The sequence below is a fragment of the bacterium genome (assembly GCA_020444325.1).
Lineage (GTDB): Bacteria > Bacteroidota > Ignavibacteria > SZUA-365 > SZUA-365 > BM516.
The window spans coordinates 176311-193924 of the sequence record JAHLLD010000003.1 but is presented as its reverse complement, the minus strand read 5'-3'; the positions used below and the strand labels follow the sequence as shown (position 1 = coordinate 193924).

Here is a 17614-nt window from a genome sequence, read left to right as displayed (position 1 = left end):
CTGTATCGGATATTGGATCTCAATACCGCCGCGGGGGTCCCTGTCCCACTTTTCCACTACCCTGGAAAGCGATTATCATTGAACATACGATAACAGCTGTTATTTCAACTTCGAGGTTTTCTATGAGAAAAGCTGTGACCGCTTTTCTGCCTGCAGTGCTGTTCCTCATGCTGTTCGCGTTCAACGCGACAGCCCAGCCCTTCGGCGCAGTCATCTACACTGGCGACAACAGTGCAGATATCCTGATGTACAACCTGACGGACACCAAGTTCACCAAGGTTGAATTCTATCGTGGAGCCAAGCTTGTTGGTACCGTAACACTCAATGGCGACGATGGTGGAGTCGTCACCGATTATGGGCTCAACAAGGGGACTTCATACGTGTACCAGTACCTGGCCTACAAGGCTTCCGGTGGTACCATCGATGACAATCTCCAGGGATACTCGTTCTTCCAGGGCGGAGACATGCAGGGTATTCTGACGCGTCCTGACACTATCAACATCACGACGGCCATGTATGACACCGTTGAGGTCTGGCCGGGCGGACACATGCATTTCGCAAACGGCGCCAATGTGACCTGGGATCTCGGTGTTGCAGGTACGGTCAGCGGCATGAAAGTGTTCGGCAGCAGTGATCCTGGTCAGGTACCGCATGGACAGTTCTCCGCATCGGGCGGACGTCTTTATGACATTAACATCGAGTGTGGCGGAATTATGGGTCCGCTGAAAAACTTCACATTCGTGGGTTCCGACGTGAACATCACCAGTGATCAGGAATCGCATTTTGATGGCGTGACACTCGACTGGGTGACGGACAATCAACGGAATGATTACGCCTACATCAGGCATCACTCCAACAAGATTTTTGCGAAAAACTGCCTGCTCACGCATGAAGGTCAGATGTGGGGCGTGCAGGAAGCCGACAATATGAGCATGATCGAAAACTCCACGATCGTGACGAGCAACATCACGAACAGTGAAGTGAACATGGGACAGATCACGATTCAGCCGAAGGATGTCCCGACGAAGATGGAAGGCTGCCATATCATTGACGGCAACGTGACCATCAGCAACGGGACCGTGGTGCGTTACAACACCATCGAAAACTTCGGTACGATCAACATCTCCCCCTTCGCCGGCGGATTCGATCCTTCCGACATCGATAACGTGCATATCAACTACAATCATTTCGTGAGAACGGGCGGACAGATTGGAAACGTCTCGAACTTCCAGGCGGATTCCATTGACGTACGCTACAATTACTGGGGTCAATGCGAAGGTCCGAAACCCGGCGAACGTGGAACCATGGGAAAGGTCTTCCTGGATCCCTTCCTTCGTGTCGAGTATCCGGGCGCATCGTACTGGCTTGAACTGGAACCGGACAAGAAGAAAGTCATTGCGAACGACGAAGACGAAATCACCTTTGACGCGCATTGCTTCAACTCCCTCACGCTGGCCGACAGCGCAGGCGTGGAGATTCGTTACTACGTGATCATTGTGGGTGACACGATCATGCAGGGGACGCTGACCACCGATGCATCCGGCCGTGCTGCATTGAAAGTCAAGATCCCCCCCGCTTACTCGCAAAGCACAGGTTTCTCCGTGTTCTTTGAAACGGATCTGCAGTGCATCGAGAAGGCGTTCTTCCTTTCGGTTGAACAGCAGACCGGTCCCGACCTCGAGATTTACGATGCAGAAATCGTCCAGGTGCTGCAGGGCGTTGACATTATTGCGCCCAACAAGGCCTTCGCCGTCAAGGCGACGATCTCTGCAAGTGAGGGCATCAGCACGCCGTTCAAGATCGAAGCCGAAGCCAACGGCAACACCTACGACACCTTCTACATTTTCGATCCTGACAATTTTGCCGTCGACTATTCCTTTGAGAATCCTCTGACGGAAGTCGCCATGCCCGCTGGACAGCCGATCGTGATCTGGATGCTGCTCGACGAGCTTGGCTTCGATGCCGGCACTGTTGAAGTGTCGCTTACCGTCGATCCCACGGACGCGCAGAATCCGAAGGGACGCATCGAGGAAGCGAATGAGTTCAACAACACCAAGGTGTTCTACTCCACCGCTACGGCAACCGCATACGGCAACGAAGGCGATGCCGAGGTGAACGTGCTCGTGCAGGCAGCGGATAATTATCCGGGTAACATCAATCGCGTCAGCAGCTGGGCCGACAGTATTGCGACCTTCATGCAGAAGACGTGGCCGATGAAAGACGGACAGGCACAGTTTACCACTGCTCCCACAGTCGCGGACTACAGTTACATCGGCGCCGCCGATACGCTGCTGACCGAAACCTGGGAGCCGTACCTGATGAAGGCGTACAAGGAAATGCGCCGCGCGAATCCCGATTATGACCGCTACGTCATGGCGGTTGACCCGACATGGTTCGGCACACGCCTCGACAAGGAAGAGTTCAATCACCGCGCATCGCAGACGCTGTCATGGTCCGGTATCTACGACTTCACCGTCGCAAGCGCCGACCACTTCAAGCACGGTGCGCATGGACTCGGACACAGCTTCGGCCTGCGCCGCGGCGATCTCGATCCCGACAACCCCGATCAGCGCGAGCAGTATTTCGACAACTTCATCGGCATCGATGTCATGGGTGGCGTTGATGTGGTCGGCAAGCAGCTGAGATGGTCCGGCATCCAGAACAAGGTCTCCCGTCCGCAGCGCGTCAAGTGCTTCATGGGCGGCAGCCAGGTTCCCAGCGATAACTTCTTCTACTATCTCTGGATTTCCGAGGTCGAGTACTCGAAACTCTTCACCGCGATGGAGAAATTCACCTCGCAGAAGACGCAGCTGAGCAAAACCGGAACCACGGCCAAGGCGCTGTACATCGAAGGAAGTGTCGACAGCACGACGAAGGCCATCGATTTTGGTCCCTGGATGCGCCTTGAGAACGCCACCATCAGTTCGATGATGGACGCCCAGTATGCCACGCACACCTTCAAGGTGCTGGATGCCAGCGACCAGGAAATCGCAAGCTACCTCTATCACCCGACCTTCCGCGCTCTCGGACTCGATGAAGTCGACGCACTTACCGGACCGGATCCGCGGATGGAGACGGAGTACTTCGCCTTCGTCGTCCCCTGTCCCGACGAAGCATCACGGGTGGTCGTCGAGAAGGACGGCAACATCGTAGCCGAGCGCGTCATCTCCGCAAACAAGCCCGTGGTTTCCATCGACTTCCCGAGCAATGGTGCCGATGTTGACAGTGTCAAGTTCGAGGCAAAATGGAGCGCGACGGATGCAGACGGTGAAACTGAATTCTGGTACACTGTCTGGCTGAGCACGAACAACGGATCGACGTGGACTATGATTCAGTACGAGTCGAAGGCCATGGCTGATTCCATCCTCGCCGAGCAGGGCAAGACTGGCTACCGTCTCCGCGTCGTCGCCAACGATGGTGTCAACACTTCCGACACGGTCGAAGTCTCTTTCAGCGTTGCCACGGATGCCGAGAACCTGCCTGCACCGAGCGCCTTTGTGCTCGAGCAGAATTTCCCCAACCCCTTCAACCCCTCGACCACGCTGCGTTTCACTCTGCCCAACGCTGGTGATGTCAGCCTCGAGGTATTTGACGCTCTTGGACGCAAAGTCGCCACGGTGTTGGACGGCTATCGCCATGCAGGCACATATCATGTCGGATTCGATGCAGGTGACCTGCCCAGCGGAAGCTACATCGCAGTGCTGCGCTCCGGAACGCAAACGGCCAGCATCCGAATGACACTGGCCCGCTAATCGTTGCAACCTCCGGGTTGCCAATGCGCCCTCCCTTTCCCGGGGAGGGCGTTTTTTTATTTGCCCTTCTCTTCCCCTTTGATCAGGTCGTAAAGGAGTCCGAGCAATCCCAGAACATTGATGCCCCCGCCGTAACTGTTCTGCGTCCAGCCACTCACGCCGTTAAAGCTCTGATTTGCAGCTTCGACGCGATGCCGCTGATTGTTCCACGAAGGCTTGATCCCATTGGCCAGCATCTGTTCAAGCCGCAGATCAAATTTTGGAACGGTGTCTGGGGTCATGCCACTGCCTGCGACAAGCTTGCGCATGATCTGATCACGGAACTGCGGGTATTCCTCAAGCAGCCTGTTCAATTCGGCATAGGCCTGCTCCGATGTCATTTCCCTCTCGAGAGGAGAACGCGGGATTTTCATACGCCGGGGGCTGTCAGCATCGATCACGTCGCCCGAAGTACTGATATCCGGCAACACCAGGGTGGTGGGAATATTCGGTGCAATACGCGGTTTTTCTGGTGCGGCTTCCCTGTCTCGCTGTTGCTGTGTTGAGCGTCTTGATGCAGCTTCAGCAGCGGGACCAGGGTTGTTCAGCTTTGCTTGAGAATTGCGTGGTGATGGACGCAGGAAATCCACGCTGACGGCGGCGTCATGTTTATCAGGTGATTGCAATGTGATGAGCAGAGCGGTGAAGATGAATGCTGCGTGGAGCAGCAGGCTGCCGGACCAGGCAATGACTGCGATACGCTTCCGTGATCGCCTGTCCTGCTGTACGAATGCATCATCTTCTTCGCGTCCTTTCAACGGCTATCCGGTCCGGTGTCAAAAATTCTATCGCCCGCATCACCCAGTCCCGGGATGATATACCCCTTATCATTGAGTCCCCTGTCCAGCGCCGCTGTATATATCGGCACCTCAGGAAAAGCCTCCTCCACATGCCGCACCCCTTCCGGTGCGCTGACCAGGGTCACAAGCCTCATCATTTTCGCTCCGTGCGTTTGAAGCACGCGCAGCGCGGCAACCGCACTTCCGCCCGTGGCCAGCATCGGGTCAAGAACGTACACCACGGCTTCATCAAGTGCAACCGGGTATTTTCCATAGTATTCCACGGGCTCGAGGGTTTCCTCGTTCCTGTATAATCCTATGTGACCGACTTCCGCCTGCGGCAGCATCTCGAGAAATGCATCGACCATGCCGAGTCCCGCCCTCAGAACGGGAACGAGGACAATGCGCTTCGCCAGCACGCTGCCCTCACACTGCTCAAGTGGCGTTTGCACCCGGCATGACTTTACCGGCAGATCCGATCCCGCTTCATAGAGCAGGAGTCGCGACACGCGGCTCAGCGCAGCGCGGAAAACTTCGGAAGACGTATGTTCGTCCCGAAGTATGGTAACATCGCGTTGAATGACAGGGTGGGTGGATACGTGCAGCATGCTTCCTCACTGATGTACGGCTGAGTAAAACATACGCTATGACGCTTCACGCAGCAAGACGGGACGGAATTTCACACCTTTTCCCGCTTGTGTAAAAACTGTAGATTCCCGCATGCGATCCGCTATCGAACATACGCAGGATACCACTGAGCAGCTCAGCCGCAATCACATGATGATGGAAAAGCGTCGCGTGGCGCTGACCAGCGTTTTCGCGGCCATTCTGCTCACTCTGATGAAGCTGGTCGTGGGCGTGTGGACGGGCTCGCTCGGAATTCTCTCCGAAGCCCTGCATTCGGGTCTCGACCTGCTCGCAGCGATGATCACCTTCTTCGCCGTGCGCATCGCCGATCGTCCCGCGGACAAGGAACATCAGTTCGGCCACGGCAAGATTGAAAACCTCAGCGCCCTGTTTGAAACGCTGCTGCTGCTGGTAACCTGCGTCTGGATTCTCTATGAGGCCTGGGAGCGGCTGACAGGCGACGTCGTGCATATCGAAGTGAACTTCTGGGCGTTTCTCGTCGTCGGTATCTCCATCGTGGTGGATGCGACCCGCTCCCGCGCGCTGATGCGCATCGCAAAAAAGTACAACAGTCAGGCCCTCGAAGCGGATGCGCTGCATTTTCGAACGGACATTTACAGCTCCGCAGTGGTGTTGGTCGGACTCGTCTCGGTTATGGTGGGCTTCCCGGAGGCGGACGCCATCGCCGCCGCCATTGTCGCCTGTATCGTCATCTGGATCAGTATCCGGCTCGGCAGGCAGACAATTGACGGACTTCTCGACCGCGTCCCTGAAGGTGCGCAGGAAAAGGTTGAACGCGCAGTTGATGAAGTGGACGGCGTGGAAAGCATCCGCAGCCTGAGGCTGCGGCCCTCAGGGGGCATGGTGTTCGTGAACCTCATCATCGGGATCCAGCGCACGACATTTTTTGACCGGGCACATGCGATTGTCGACGGTGTCGAAGAAAGCGTCCGCGCTGCACTTCCGCAGGCGGATATTCTCGTCCATGCCGAACCCGTAATCGGGGTACGTGAGAAACTGTCCGATAAGATAGAGTGGCTTGTCCGGCAATCCGATCTCACGGCCCACAACATCTCCATTCTCTGGGTCAACGAGCAGTATCTCATCGAATTCGATATCGAATATCCCCAGGGTACCAGTTTTGAAGTCGCGCATGAAACTGCGAGCGTCGTTGAGCAGCGCGTACACGAACACATTGCCAACGTCGGAGAGGTCCATATTCATCTGGAGGAAGATCATGTCAGTGCGGAAAATGCACTGGATGTGAGTGCTGCCGAAGCGCAACTTCTTGAACGCTGTACGTCGCATATGCACGAAACTCCCGGTGTACTCGGCGTGCGGAGCATCCATCTTTACTCCACCTCAAGCGGCATCAGGCTCTCGGCATCCGTTTCCCTTCCCGCTTCATTGTCGCTTTCAGAAATGCATCACATTGTCGATCAACTCGAGAATGGGCTTCGTCTGCTCGATGCACGCATTGACGATATCTTCATCCATGCTGAACCGGGTGACAGCACCGAAGCGTAACTTCCCCGCCATTCCCCGACCTAACCCTCGTCTTCCTGCATGCGCGCATACTTCCCGCGGTAGTACAGCAACGGCGCTGCATCCTCTCTCAGCGTCTCCATGTCGAGTACTTCCGCAAGAAAGATGGTGTGGTCACCGCCGTCATAGGTTTCCACCACGCGCGTGTCGATGTAGGCAAGAGAGCCCTCGATGATGGGACAGCCGGTCTCGCTCCGTCTCGTTTCCACATGGCAGAAGCGCTCAGCAGGTGGAGCGCCGCTGAAGATCGTGGAAATCAGCTGCTGATCCTCCGCAAGAATATTGACCGCGAACACCTTGCTGTCCATGATATAATCATGCGACGTGGTATTCTTTGCAATGTTTATCTGAATGAGCAGGGGCTCGAGGGAAACCGATGTGAAGGAGTTGATGGTCAATCCGAAATCTTCATCGTTATAGCGAGATGTAACGACGGCCACTCCCGTCGCGAAGCTTCCGAGTACCTGGCGAAACAGTTTACTTCGTTCAGTCATGTTCTATATACCGTGTGAAACAGGACATGGCACAAACCATGCTCCATTCCATACAAAATTTTCTGTGTTCTGGTTCAATGCGTTCACAGCAGTCTGACGATGATTATGCACTTTCTGCATAATGAACACGGCCGATCCGTGAATTTTTATGCACTTTCTGCATATTTTCGACGAATCGGCCGTGTTTTTAACGGTTCAGAGCGTTTTGAGGGACTTTTCAGCCCCGAAGTGCTCAGAGATCGAACTTGATACCCTGTGCGAGGGGAAGACTGCTGCCGTAATTGATGGTATTGGTCTGCCGGCGCATGTACGCCTTCCAGGCGTCCGAGCCTGACTCGCGTCCACCGCCTGTTTCCTTTTCCCCGCCGAATGCGCCACCGATTTCGGCACCCGAGGTCCCGATATTGACGTTTGCGATGCCGCAGTCCGATCCTGCATGCGAGAGGAAGTACTCGGCTTCCTGCAGGCGATCGGTGAATATCGCGGATGAGAGTCCCTGCACCACACCGTTCTGCAGGGCGACCGCCTCTTCCACATTGCCTTTGTAGCGGATCAGATAGAGAATCGGTGCGAAGGTTTCTTCCTGCACGATTTCAAAATGGTTTTCAGCCTCGATGATGGCGGGACGTACGTAGCAGCCGCTCGCATATTCCTCGCCTTCGAGTACTTCACCGCCATACAGCAGCTTCCCGCCCTCTTTCTGTGCCATTTCGATGGCTTTGCTGAACATGTCGACGGCTGCCTTGTCGATGAGCGGACCGACATGATTCGCTTCATCCATCGGCGTACCGATGCGCAGCGATCCGTACGCCTTCACCAGCGTGTCCCGCACCTGATCGTAAATGCTGTCGTGCACGATGAGACGACGTGTAGTCGTGCAACGCTGTCCCGCCGTGCCAACGGCACCGAAAACGACTGCTGGAATGGCCATTTTGAGATTCGCATCCGGCGTCATGATGATGGCGTTGTTGCCGCCCAGTTCGAGGATGCTGCGGCCGAAACGGCGTGCGACCACCTCGTTGGCATGGCGGCCGACATTGATGGATCCGGTAACGGAAACCAGCGGCAGGCGCTTGTCGTTGAGCATGGTTTCACCGATAGTCGAGCCCTTACCCACGACGAGAGAGAACAGGCCTTCGGGAAGATTGTTTTCCTCGAGTACTTCCGCGATGATATTCTGACAGGCGATGGCCGTCAGCGGCACCTTGGATGAGGGCTTCCACAGGTTGACATCTCCACAGACTGCCGCGATCATGGCATTCCACGACCATACGGCCACAGGGAAATTGAACGCGGAGATTGTCAGCACGATACCCAGCGGATGATACTGATCGTACATGCGATGTTCGGGACGTTCGCTGTGCATGGTGAAGCCATAGAGCTGACGGGAGAGGCCGACAGCGAAATCGCAGATGTCGATCATTTCCTGCACTTCACCCAGTCCTTCCTGCAGGGACTTGCCCATTTCGAACGAGACCAGCTTCCCGAGCGGCTCCTTGTATTCTCGCAGGCGGAGTCCGACCTGCCGCACAATTTCACCACGTTTGGGTGCCGGTATCGTGCGCCACTCGACAAAAGCCTTCTCGGCACGCGCGATAATCTGTTCGTACTCAGCTTCATTCGCCTGTCGCACCTTGGCAATGAATTCTCCGGTAGCGGGTGAATGAATGCTCAGTTCGCTCCCTGTCGTTTCAATCCATTCACGGCCGCTGGAAGCGCCGAAGTTCATTTCCTTGATACCCAGGGTCTTGAGAAAGTCCATACTGCCCTCTGAAAAACGGTTATGTTGGTGTTGCTTGTATGTGACGCAGGATATCCGCGAGTGTGATATCCCGCATACGATCTTCGATTTCCACCTGCAGATCCGCGAACAGCGCCAGGAACCACGTATTCACCGCCGATGAAAGAGGATACCCGGTACCGCCGGCACGATTGACGTCGAGGTGAAAGGCCTTTCGGACTTCCACGGTGCAATAGATCTCCTGAAGATGAATATCCCCGGGATCACGTGCCAGCGCAAAGCCGCCACTGAGTCCTCTTGTCGCACACACGATATTCCCCTGCCGCAGCATACCGAGAATGCCGCGGATACGCGAGGGATGGATTCCCGTACTGCGGGAAATACTTTCGCTGCTGTGGGCGGACTCCCTGTCCGATGCGAGAACGCAGAGTGCCTGAATGGCCGTGGAGAGTTTTGTGGAAGCGGACATACGTCCTCAATTGTCACAGAACCTGTGACAATTTACGAGCTTGTGAAACAGCTTCCAATACGCGGGAAAAGAAATTATGTGTTTTTACATGACGCCTGCGAGCAGCTCTTCCATCGTGCGCAACAGGACGGCATGATCGACGGGTTTTGAGAAATAGCGGTTGCAGCCGGCGGACAGACAGAGGTCGCGATCGGTTGCAAATGCGTGGGCAGTCACCGCGATGACGGGCACTTTACTGTAGCGCGGGATCTTGCGCATTTCCTTCACGAAATCGAGACCGGACTCTTCCCCGCCGAGAGAGACATCGGCGATAACGATTTGAATTTTGCGGTTGGTCACTACGTCTGTCGCCTCAGTCACATTTTCTGCGGTGAAAACATTGTAGTGCTTCTTGAGCGTGATTTTCATGAACTGCCTCGTGTCGGCATCATCCTCAATCACGAGAAGATTCGGCAGTTTGCGCGGGTTATCATCCAGCGCCACCGGTGTGGTGATGTTTTCCTTCTTCACGAAACGGGAAACCGTCGGGATGTCCTCCTGTGAGACGATCAGATGTTCTGGCAACGTGATAGTGAATATCGATCCGACACCACGTGCACTCTTGATGGTGATGCGTCCCCCGATCTGCTCGAGATAACGGCGTACGAGAGCAAGACCGAGTCCCACCCCCTCGAACGCATGTCCCGAAGTATCGTTCGACGGCGTGCTGATCTGGAACATCTTCGACTGATAGTCTTCGGAGATACCGACGCCAGTATCCTCGACATCGATTGAAAGCTCGCCCGTATCCCTATGATACAGACGCACTTCCACGTATCCTTTTCGAGTGAATTTCACCGCATTCTCGAGCAGGCTGCCGATACATTTCGAGAGGAAGCCTTCATCGGCGCGTACGCGGACTTCGCCGAGCTGATTGTCGAAGGCGAGGGACAGGCTTTTCTTCTCCGCCAGGTTTTTGATCTGCAGAATCTGGTCCTCAATCACCTTGCGCAGGGAAATCTCGATATCCTGGAATTCTATGTTGCCAGTCTGCAGTCGTGATATATCCAGGATAAGATCGATGGAGTTTGTAAGCCGGTCAGCGGATTCAAAGACGAAATCGAAATACTTGCCCTGCTCCTGGGTCAGTCCGCTCTTCAGTTCAGAGGAGATATGATTCAGGTAGCCGATCATGATGTACAGCGGTGTCCGTATTCCATGAGAAATGTTCGCGATGAATGCGTCTTTCAGCTTGTCTGCCGCCTCGACGCTCTCCTTCGCAGCAATCAGCGACTGCTCGAATTTCTTGCGTTCGCTGATGTCGTTCTGTATGGCGATGAAGTGACTGATGTTGCCCAGCTGATCGCGAAGGGGCGTAACCGTCTGTTCCTCATCGTACGTCGTGCCATTCTTACGCGTCCTGACGAGTTCTCCCTTCCAAACCTTGCCATGGATGATGTTTTCCCACATGGCCTCGAGGCTTTCTGTTGGCTCTGCGCCGTAGTCCACTTCCTGCAGGTTCTTGCCCACCACATCAGCAAAGGAATATCCTGTCAGCTCCGTGTAGGCCGGATTGACCCAGATGATGGTTCCATTGAAGTCTGCAATGAGAATGGAGTTCGCGGCTGCCTCGAGAGCGGCACCCTGCAATGAGAGCTGTGATTCCGCTTCCTTGCGCTCGGTGATCTCACGGACGATGGTGACAGTCTGATCGATGCCGCAGGGAGCGATACGCGCCTCGAAATAGCGCTGCATCTCCGAGAATGGAATGGAATACTCCTGCACCTGCACTTCACCGGTACGCTGGGCCGTTTCGAAAAGCGGTTCGAAGCTTGCCATCAGGCTCCACGCGAACTGTTCACGCGTCATGTCCGACTGCAGCTCACCGGGTGGAATGAGCAGCACAGGGTCGGGAGAGTAGATGCCGCTGCCGTCCCGCAGCAGCATGAGATCCGGCAGCGCGCTGATGACGGCTCGCTGACGGGATTCGCTGTCGCGCAGCGCTTCTTCGACACGTCGGCGCTCCTGGATTTCCTCATTCAGTTCCTTCGTGCGTTCGTCGACCCGCTGTTCAAGGTTTGTATTTGAAAGCTCGAGTTCATCGTAGGCTTTCTTGAGATTGCCCACCATCTGGTTGAACGAGAAGGCGAGATGTCCGACCTCATCCTGCGAGGATACGTTGGCGCGCTGCACATAATCGCCGCTGGCGATCTGTTCGACCGTTTGCACCATGTTACGCAGGGGATTCGTGATCACGGTGGAAACCCCGATCACGGTTGCGACACCGATGAGGAAAATAATCAGACTGATGATGGCAATGGTTGTCTGAGTTTCTTCCATCGCCGCAATGACCTGCTCGGTCGAGAGTCCGAGGTACAGCGTACCCAGACGATGTTTGTCCTGAAATATTTCCGCTGCTGCCTTGCAGACGCCGACATCACTTCCGAATGGATCTGCAACGTCGCGATATTCGACCTGCCGGGCGATGTCGGGATTCCAGGCTTCGATCACATTGCCCTGGTTATCGACGACGACATAGTAAAGAACCAGTGAGTCGGTCTTCGCCGCGTCAAAGGAGGCTACCCGCGTTTTATCGTCCTGCAGACTACCCGTAAATGAAAACGGCTGCGCTGAACGGAGCGCAAGCGCTGTGGCCCGATCCTGCAACGCATGGTTGGCCTGGTCGCGCTGCCGGGCAGGAAAAAAAATGAAAATGAATATGGAAACAGTCCAGAACAGCAGTGAGATCACTGCCGTGAGTTTGGCTCGTATCGAAAGATTGTCGAACAGCTTCATGCACAGCCCCTCTTACTCGGAACTTCCGGGCGAATCCCCTCTCCTCCCCTCATAAGTACTGGTGGTGTTACACGTACGCATTGCGTGATAAACAACAGCAGCGGTTCGTGTTCCACTTTCATACGATCTCTCAGTCTCTCGTGGCTTTGGCTTCCTCGATCTGGCGAAGGAGGCTCTGGCGCACCCGCTCCATCCGAACACTTTCACGACGGAGCGCATTCTGTCCTTCTGAAATCTCTTCCATTTTCAGTGCCATGCGTTTTTCGACGGAAGGCACGATATCGGCGCGAAGAATGATGGTCAGTTCACGTTTGTCGACCTGGGTTTCCTCGTAACCGAAAATATATCGAAGACCAAACACCCACCATGGGAGATCTTTCAGGAAGGGCACGCCGCGGCGAAGGACCTTGTAGTCATTGGTAACGAGTCCGCCCACGACGGTTTCCTCACCGTCCATGAGAATAACCGAGGTGTTCGCCGTGGTCTTGTTGATGATCGATGTCACAGGATCGGGTACGAAGGTACTCCTCTCCGCGGTGATTGCCAGGTTGACAAACTGCAGAGAGTCTTTTTCCAGCACCGTGGGTTCCACCTCGATAATGGTACCGGTACTGAAGAACTTATCGGTGGTATTTCCGGCGAAGTCTTTCTGTTTGATGGAGAAATCCTGTCCCACCTGGATGCGGCCTGTTTCGCCGCTGCGCACGGTGATGTTGGGACTCGAGATGAGCTCACCGAGGTTCTCCGACTGGAGCGCCTTCATTGCTGCAAGAACTTCGAGCGTTCCATTTCCGTAAGCAAGTGTGGTGATGGTTCCGAGTTCGACTTCCGTTTCGCCGGAGGAGTTGTTGTCTTCCTGGCCAAACAGCGTGGTCCCCGTCGTAGATGTGGTCTGGGAAATTCCGACAGAAGCCGTGGTATTGGTGAGGAACCAGTCGAGTCCGAGCCGTTCGAGTTCGGAGCGGTTCGCCTCGAAAAACACGGCGGAGATCTGCACCTCACGCGTCTGAATGGCTTCTTCTGCCTTGACGCTGCTGGTGTCTTTCATGTACTTCTTGTCTTTCAATGAAAAGACGCGTGTGAAGTCTTCGGTATCCTGATACCAGTGATCGGTGATGCGCAGCACGAGATCCATGGCGTCCTGCCAGTGCTGATGCGTGATATTCACACCGATTTTGTCGCGCGAATCACCGTCATAAATGATCGGTTTGCCGCGAAATCGCTTACTGGCGTTGTTGAAGATTTCGATTGCCTGCTGAAACGTGGTGTTCGCATCCATGGAAATCAATTCCTCGGGAGCCGTGTAATCACGTACCGGCAGTCTGTCCTGCGCCTGCGCGGAGAGTCCGCACAACAGGAGCACACAGCTGAGAAGGATAAGTTGGTATCGATGTTTCATGGGAGTGACCTTATTTCCGTTTCTTTCCAAAGGACTGATTGTCGAGGCGCAGCGTCAGCATGTAGCGCTCGATGATGCCGCCCTTGTTGAGCAGGAACAGTACCTGGCGGCGCTCGGGCATGATTTTCGACACATACCCGAGATAGACTTCATCCCCTTCGCTCAGCATAATCAGCTGATTGTTCTGGTCGCTGATGAAGGCGCGTCCCTTCATGATGGCCAGCAAGGTGGAGTTTTCCACATTCGGCAGATCGAAGGTATTGGGCGGGATGTCCGGAACGACGAGTGAGCGGAAGGGATTGTGCTGGATGGGCGGAATGTATGTCATCGCCACATTGCGTGCCTCGAGCGTATCCGCGAACGGCTCCTGCGTCGAGAAGTAGGCAAGCATGTCAATATCGAACTGTACCGTGTGACGGATGCTGCCGTTCTCCTCGTCGACGGCATGCACCTCACGAACGTCAATATTGCTGAGTTTTATCAGGCGCGGTCCGAACTCCAGGTATTCAACCAGCAGGGCAAAACTTTCGAAGGGGCCCTGTCCCGCCAGATGGTAGCGGACATAGCCGCAGGCATTCTGGTCGACCTCTTCTTCCGTAAACACGTTGAGGTCGAGTTCCGGACTGAGATTGAGAATGTCGTTGAGATAGATGTTCGTATTGCTGGCTTCTTCGAGCAGCGGCAGGGTTTTCGGACGCTGACGCCAGGAGGCGTTCAGCACTTCGACCTTTTCCTGCACGGAGACCAGGCGATCGAACAGATCGTCTGCATCTCCGAGCTGATCCTGGATCTGCTTGCGTTGTGCCTGCAGTTCCTCGATTGTCGAATCCTGATAGAAATAAATATACCCGGCACCGGCACCTCCGACGAGAATGAGGAGCACAGCCAGGATGATACTATTGCGGACGGCATATGGCATGCTTCGATCTCTTTACTGTTCTTCCGGTGGGGTTGCGGCGTTCATCTCATCCTCTGAGGGAATGGGCGGCGTTCCTTCCGGGGGCTGCTCTCCGGCCGGGGCGCTGCGCTGTACGCCAGGACTCGGTGCGGCCTCTCCCGCAGGCTGTGCCGTGACGACATCGCCGAGCGCGGTACGCACGGAATCGTGCCAGCGTGCGGCGCGTGAATTGCTGTACGGGTACAGGCTGTCAGGCTTGAGCGTTATCTCATAGCGATACACTTTGTGATCGCCAATCTCCTGCACGGTGATTTCCTGGAGCTTCGTCTTGCCGATCTTTTTCGTAAAATCGGGGATGCTTGCCCGCCGCACCGTGTAACCCGTGACGATGAGAGCTCCGTCCTTGTCATATTTCATTTCACTGACCCAGATATCCTGCAGCGCAGCTGCACCGACGGCGAGGGTGTCAAGCGTCTCGGACCACAACTCCGCATTCATCAGCAGTGTATCGAGCGTTGTCGTGGCATTGCGTATGGAGGTGGATCGCTGCTCGAGTTCACCGATCTGCTCGACGATGATTTTCTGTTCCTGCATCTGCTGGCGGTCGAATTCCAGTGCCGAGTCAAGCTGACTTATTTCAGCCTGTCTCCGGAGTCCGATAACGGTAAGTATCGTCACGGCGACAAAGAGCAGGACAAACAGCAGTACTCCATGCCATGCGAGCTTGAAGCGTTTCTGGCTATCGCGGATTTTTTCAGGAAGGACATCGAGGCGGTAGAAATGCGTGTTTTTCGGCTGCAGCTGCTGCCATGCGAGGGATATCGGGATAAGGTAATTGTTCATATCCCTGAGAATATCATTGTCGTCGGAATGTCCTACCCGCAGCTGCTTGAGCGAATGGAACACGACTTCCGGGTTATTCTCGAGGATTTCCTCTTTCAGTCCGATCTCCTCGGCCTTGCCGCTGAGCACCACCTTGTCAGGATTCAGGTAGCCGGCATTTTCCGCCGTGAGTTCGATGCGGTTGTACAGCGTGGATACCAGGTGCGCATCGTGTGCACCCTGCTGAATGGCCGGACCGATATACTCGATATCATGTCCGCGAAGGACGAAGAAATGTGTCACGTCATCGTCGACGTGAATGACATGGACGAGCTGATCGGCTTCCGCACGGAAATGCACGCGCACCATGTTGATGAGCGCGATTTCGTTGCTCGTCACATTGTCGATGCGTGTCGGACGCCGTTCACTTCCCTGCGGTGAACTGCAGATCTCGACCACCGGATGATCTTCCGCCCTTGCGATGGCCAGTACCTGCTTATCCCCCGCCCTGGTGTAATCGAGCGCGCGCTTGCTGAGCTCGACGTTGAGGGACTTCTGAACCTCTTCGATCACCTTGCTGCGGATTTTCGAAGGTGTGTCTTTTTTGTCCACCGGCAGCAGCAGGGTACGGACGTTCGGCACCTCGAAGCCAAGGGAAAACGTGGCACGAGGCACGAAATGCGTCGCGATGAATTCCCGAATCGAACTGAAGTCGATATTGTCTTCCGGCGATGCATCAGCGGATTCCGCACTTCCGACGTCGTCGAAAGGATTATCCTTTGAACCGCCTCCACCCTGCTCTCCCTCGTCATCCATCGACGCGGAGAACTGCTTCATGGGAAGCGGCATGGATGCGAGATCCATCACATTGAGTTTGAGTCCTGTCTTTCCGAGAACGGCAAGGCGAAGCATCGCGCCCTCGATGGACAGTCCTATACAGATTTGCTGTGGTCGTACCGGTGTGCTCATAGGCATGTGCGGAAGAGGAACATCAATTGACCTGCTTGTTGATCAACTGCCTGAGCCGCTTTTTGTTGTTTGCGTAGTTGAGGGCTTCGTCTATGCTGATAATGTTGTTTCTGTAGAGACGATACAGATCCTGCTCCATGGTAATCATGCCGATGGCGCTGCCTTCGGTGATCATCTGGTAGATTTCGCCTATGTTCCCGTTCTTGATCGCGGCACGCACCGATGGCGTGACAAGCAGCACTTCTTTCGCAAGCGTACGCTTTTTGTCCACGGTAGGAACGAGTTTCTGGGAGACAACGAGTTTCAGCACATCAGCCAGGCGGTTGCGCACGCGATCCTGTTCCACCGGCGGAACTTCGCCGATGATACGGTCCAGACTCTCGACCGCAGACGACGTATGCAGCGTGGAAAACACCTTGTGACCGGAATCTGTGATTTCCAACGCGGCCATGATCGTCTCGGGATCACGCATCTCACCGATGATAACAATATCCGGGTCCTGACGCAACGCCTGCACCGTCCCGTCCTTGAACGAAAGCACATCCCTGCCCACTTCCCTGTGACGAATCACGGAACGATTGGGCGAATGCACATATTCGATCGGTGCACCAATGATGATAATGTGCGCATCTACCGAATTGTTGTTCGCATCGATAATGGCATCGAGCGTCGTACTCTTTCCCGAACCTGTAATACCCGTCACCAGTATCAGTCCCTCTTTCGTGTTTTTCAGGTTGACGATATTGGTGATGTTCGGATGAAAATTATAGCTGCTGTAGGGACGAATGTTCGCCGTGATGGCACGCATGTTCATTCCCACCGCATCGAGATCGAAATAGGCCGTACCACGGTAGCGGAAACGCTCACCGTCTTCCTCGACGTGATAGGAAAAGTCGAGACTGCGCTTTTCGATCAGCTTCTGCCGTTGACGCGGCATGACCAGTGACTGCACGAGTACATCGGCCATCGGGGATGGCAGTACCGGGAGATCCTTCTGTGGAAGTTTGTTGCCGTGCACGCGCAGCCATATTTCACCACGTGTACCGAAACTGCCCAGGTCGATATCCGAAGCATCCAGTTCGCGCATATGATGCAGAATGCGCTCATAAAACATTCGCAGCACCTGAATCGCCTTCTCGTCGATGGTCTCAAGCTTTTTGGCTATGAATTCCTGCTTTTCCGTCCCGAAATAATGTGGCGGCATGTCCCGGACTACAAAGTCCAGCACCTTCATCGCGTTCGAAACAATCTTTTCGGGAATGACGGGAGCTTTCGAGGCCTTGGATGGAGCCTCTTTCCGGTGGG

Annotated in this window: 12 protein-coding genes; 2 read left to right on the top strand and 10 right to left on the bottom strand. The window is 55.0% G+C overall.

Annotated elements, in window-relative coordinates; translation table 11 throughout:
- Window positions 1-122: 122 nt before the first annotated feature.
- Window positions 123-3752, top strand: coding sequence for a T9SS type A sorting domain-containing protein (locus KQI65_05560; GenBank protein ID MCB2204197.1), 3630 nt, complete (start codon window positions 123-125; stop codon window positions 3750-3752).
- Window positions 3753-3808: 56 nt separating this feature from the next.
- On the opposite strand, the gene KQI65_05555 is transcribed toward KQI65_05560, so the two are convergent.
- Entirely contained in the window at window positions 3809-4549 is a 741-nt protein-coding gene (locus KQI65_05555) for a hypothetical protein (protein MCB2204196.1), read from the bottom strand.
- Window positions 4546-5178, bottom strand: a complete 633-nt coding sequence (gene upp, locus KQI65_05550; GenBank protein ID MCB2204195.1) for a uracil phosphoribosyltransferase — start codon at window positions 5176-5178, stop codon at window positions 4546-4548. The genes KQI65_05555 and upp overlap by 4 nt, the downstream gene beginning before the upstream one ends.
- Window positions 5179-5290: 112 nt before the next feature.
- Between upp and KQI65_05545 the strand changes: the two genes are divergently transcribed.
- Window positions 5291-6724 (top strand): cation-efflux pump, encoded by a 1434-nt coding sequence (locus KQI65_05545; protein ID MCB2204194.1) that lies wholly within the window; start codon window positions 5291-5293, stop codon window positions 6722-6724.
- A 20-nt stretch (window positions 6725-6744) separates the two neighbouring features.
- On the opposite strand, the gene KQI65_05540 is transcribed toward KQI65_05545, so the two are convergent.
- The 8 genes from KQI65_05540 to KQI65_05505 all read right to left on the bottom strand — a co-directional run bounded on the left by KQI65_05540 (window position 6745) and on the right by KQI65_05505 (window position 17543).
- Window positions 6745-7236, bottom strand: a complete 492-nt coding sequence (locus KQI65_05540; GenBank protein ID MCB2204193.1) for a flavin reductase family protein — start codon at window positions 7234-7236, stop codon at window positions 6745-6747.
- 232 nt (window positions 7237-7468) lie between these two features.
- Window positions 7469-8998, bottom strand: a complete 1530-nt coding sequence (locus KQI65_05535) for an aldehyde dehydrogenase family protein (protein ID MCB2204192.1) — start codon at window positions 8996-8998, stop codon at window positions 7469-7471.
- Between the two features lie 19 nt (window positions 8999-9017).
- Complete coding sequence (locus KQI65_05530) at window positions 9018-9446, bottom strand: Rrf2 family transcriptional regulator (protein ID MCB2204191.1); 429 nt, start codon at window positions 9444-9446, stop codon at window positions 9018-9020.
- Window positions 9447-9530: 84 nt separating this feature from the next.
- Window positions 9531-12221: a PAS domain S-box protein gene (locus tag KQI65_05525; GenBank protein ID MCB2204190.1), complete on the bottom strand. Its 2691-nt coding sequence runs from the start codon at window positions 12219-12221 to the stop codon at window positions 9531-9533.
- A 130-nt stretch (window positions 12222-12351) separates the two neighbouring features.
- Window positions 12352-13620, bottom strand: coding sequence for a type II and III secretion system protein (locus tag KQI65_05520; protein ID MCB2204189.1), 1269 nt, complete (start codon window positions 13618-13620; stop codon window positions 12352-12354).
- 10 nt (window positions 13621-13630) lie between these two features.
- Window positions 13631-14539 carry a hypothetical protein gene (locus tag KQI65_05515; GenBank protein MCB2204188.1) on the bottom strand — a complete coding sequence of 303 codons (909 nt, stop codon included), beginning with the start codon at window positions 14537-14539 and terminating at the stop codon, window positions 13631-13633.
- A 12-nt stretch (window positions 14540-14551) separates the two neighbouring features.
- The gene (locus KQI65_05510) at window positions 14552-16252 is read right to left on the bottom strand and encodes a hypothetical protein (GenBank protein ID MCB2204187.1); all 1701 of its coding nucleotides are present in this window, start codon (window positions 16250-16252) and stop codon (window positions 14552-14554) included.
- Between the two features lie 79 nt (window positions 16253-16331).
- Window positions 16332-17543, bottom strand: a complete 1212-nt coding sequence (locus KQI65_05505; GenBank protein ID MCB2204186.1) for a PilT/PilU family type 4a pilus ATPase — start codon at window positions 17541-17543, stop codon at window positions 16332-16334.
- Window positions 17544-17614 lie beyond the last annotated feature (71 nt).

Coding starts and splice junctions, on each gene's coding strand:
- KQI65_05505 (MCB2204186.1), bottom strand. CDS start 17,543: ATGAAGGTGCTGGACTTTGTAGTCCGGGACATGCCGCCACATTATTTC.
- KQI65_05520 (MCB2204189.1), bottom strand. CDS start 13,620: ATGAAACATCGATACCAACTTATCCTTCTCAGCTGTGTGCTCCTGTTG.
- KQI65_05530 (MCB2204191.1), bottom strand. CDS start 9,446: ATGTCCGCTTCCACAAAACTCTCCACGGCCATTCAGGCACTCTGCGTT.
- KQI65_05545 (MCB2204194.1), top strand. CDS start 5,291: ATGCGATCCGCTATCGAACATACGCAGGATACCACTGAGCAGCTCAGC.
- KQI65_05535 (MCB2204192.1), bottom strand. CDS start 8,998: ATGGACTTTCTCAAGACCCTGGGTATCAAGGAAATGAACTTCGGCGCT.
- KQI65_05560 (MCB2204197.1), top strand. CDS start 123: ATGAGAAAAGCTGTGACCGCTTTTCTGCCTGCAGTGCTGTTCCTCATG.
- upp (MCB2204195.1), bottom strand. CDS start 5,178: ATGCTGCACGTATCCACCCACCCTGTCATTCAACGCGATGTTACCATA.
- KQI65_05510 (MCB2204187.1), bottom strand. CDS start 16,252: ATGCTTCGCCTTGCCGTTCTCGGAAAGACAGGACTCAAACTCAATGTG.
- KQI65_05515 (MCB2204188.1), bottom strand. CDS start 14,539: ATGCCATATGCCGTCCGCAATAGTATCATCCTGGCTGTGCTCCTCATT.
- KQI65_05540 (MCB2204193.1), bottom strand. CDS start 7,236: ATGACTGAACGAAGTAAACTGTTTCGCCAGGTACTCGGAAGCTTCGCG.
- KQI65_05525 (MCB2204190.1), bottom strand. CDS start 12,221: ATGAAGCTGTTCGACAATCTTTCGATACGAGCCAAACTCACGGCAGTG.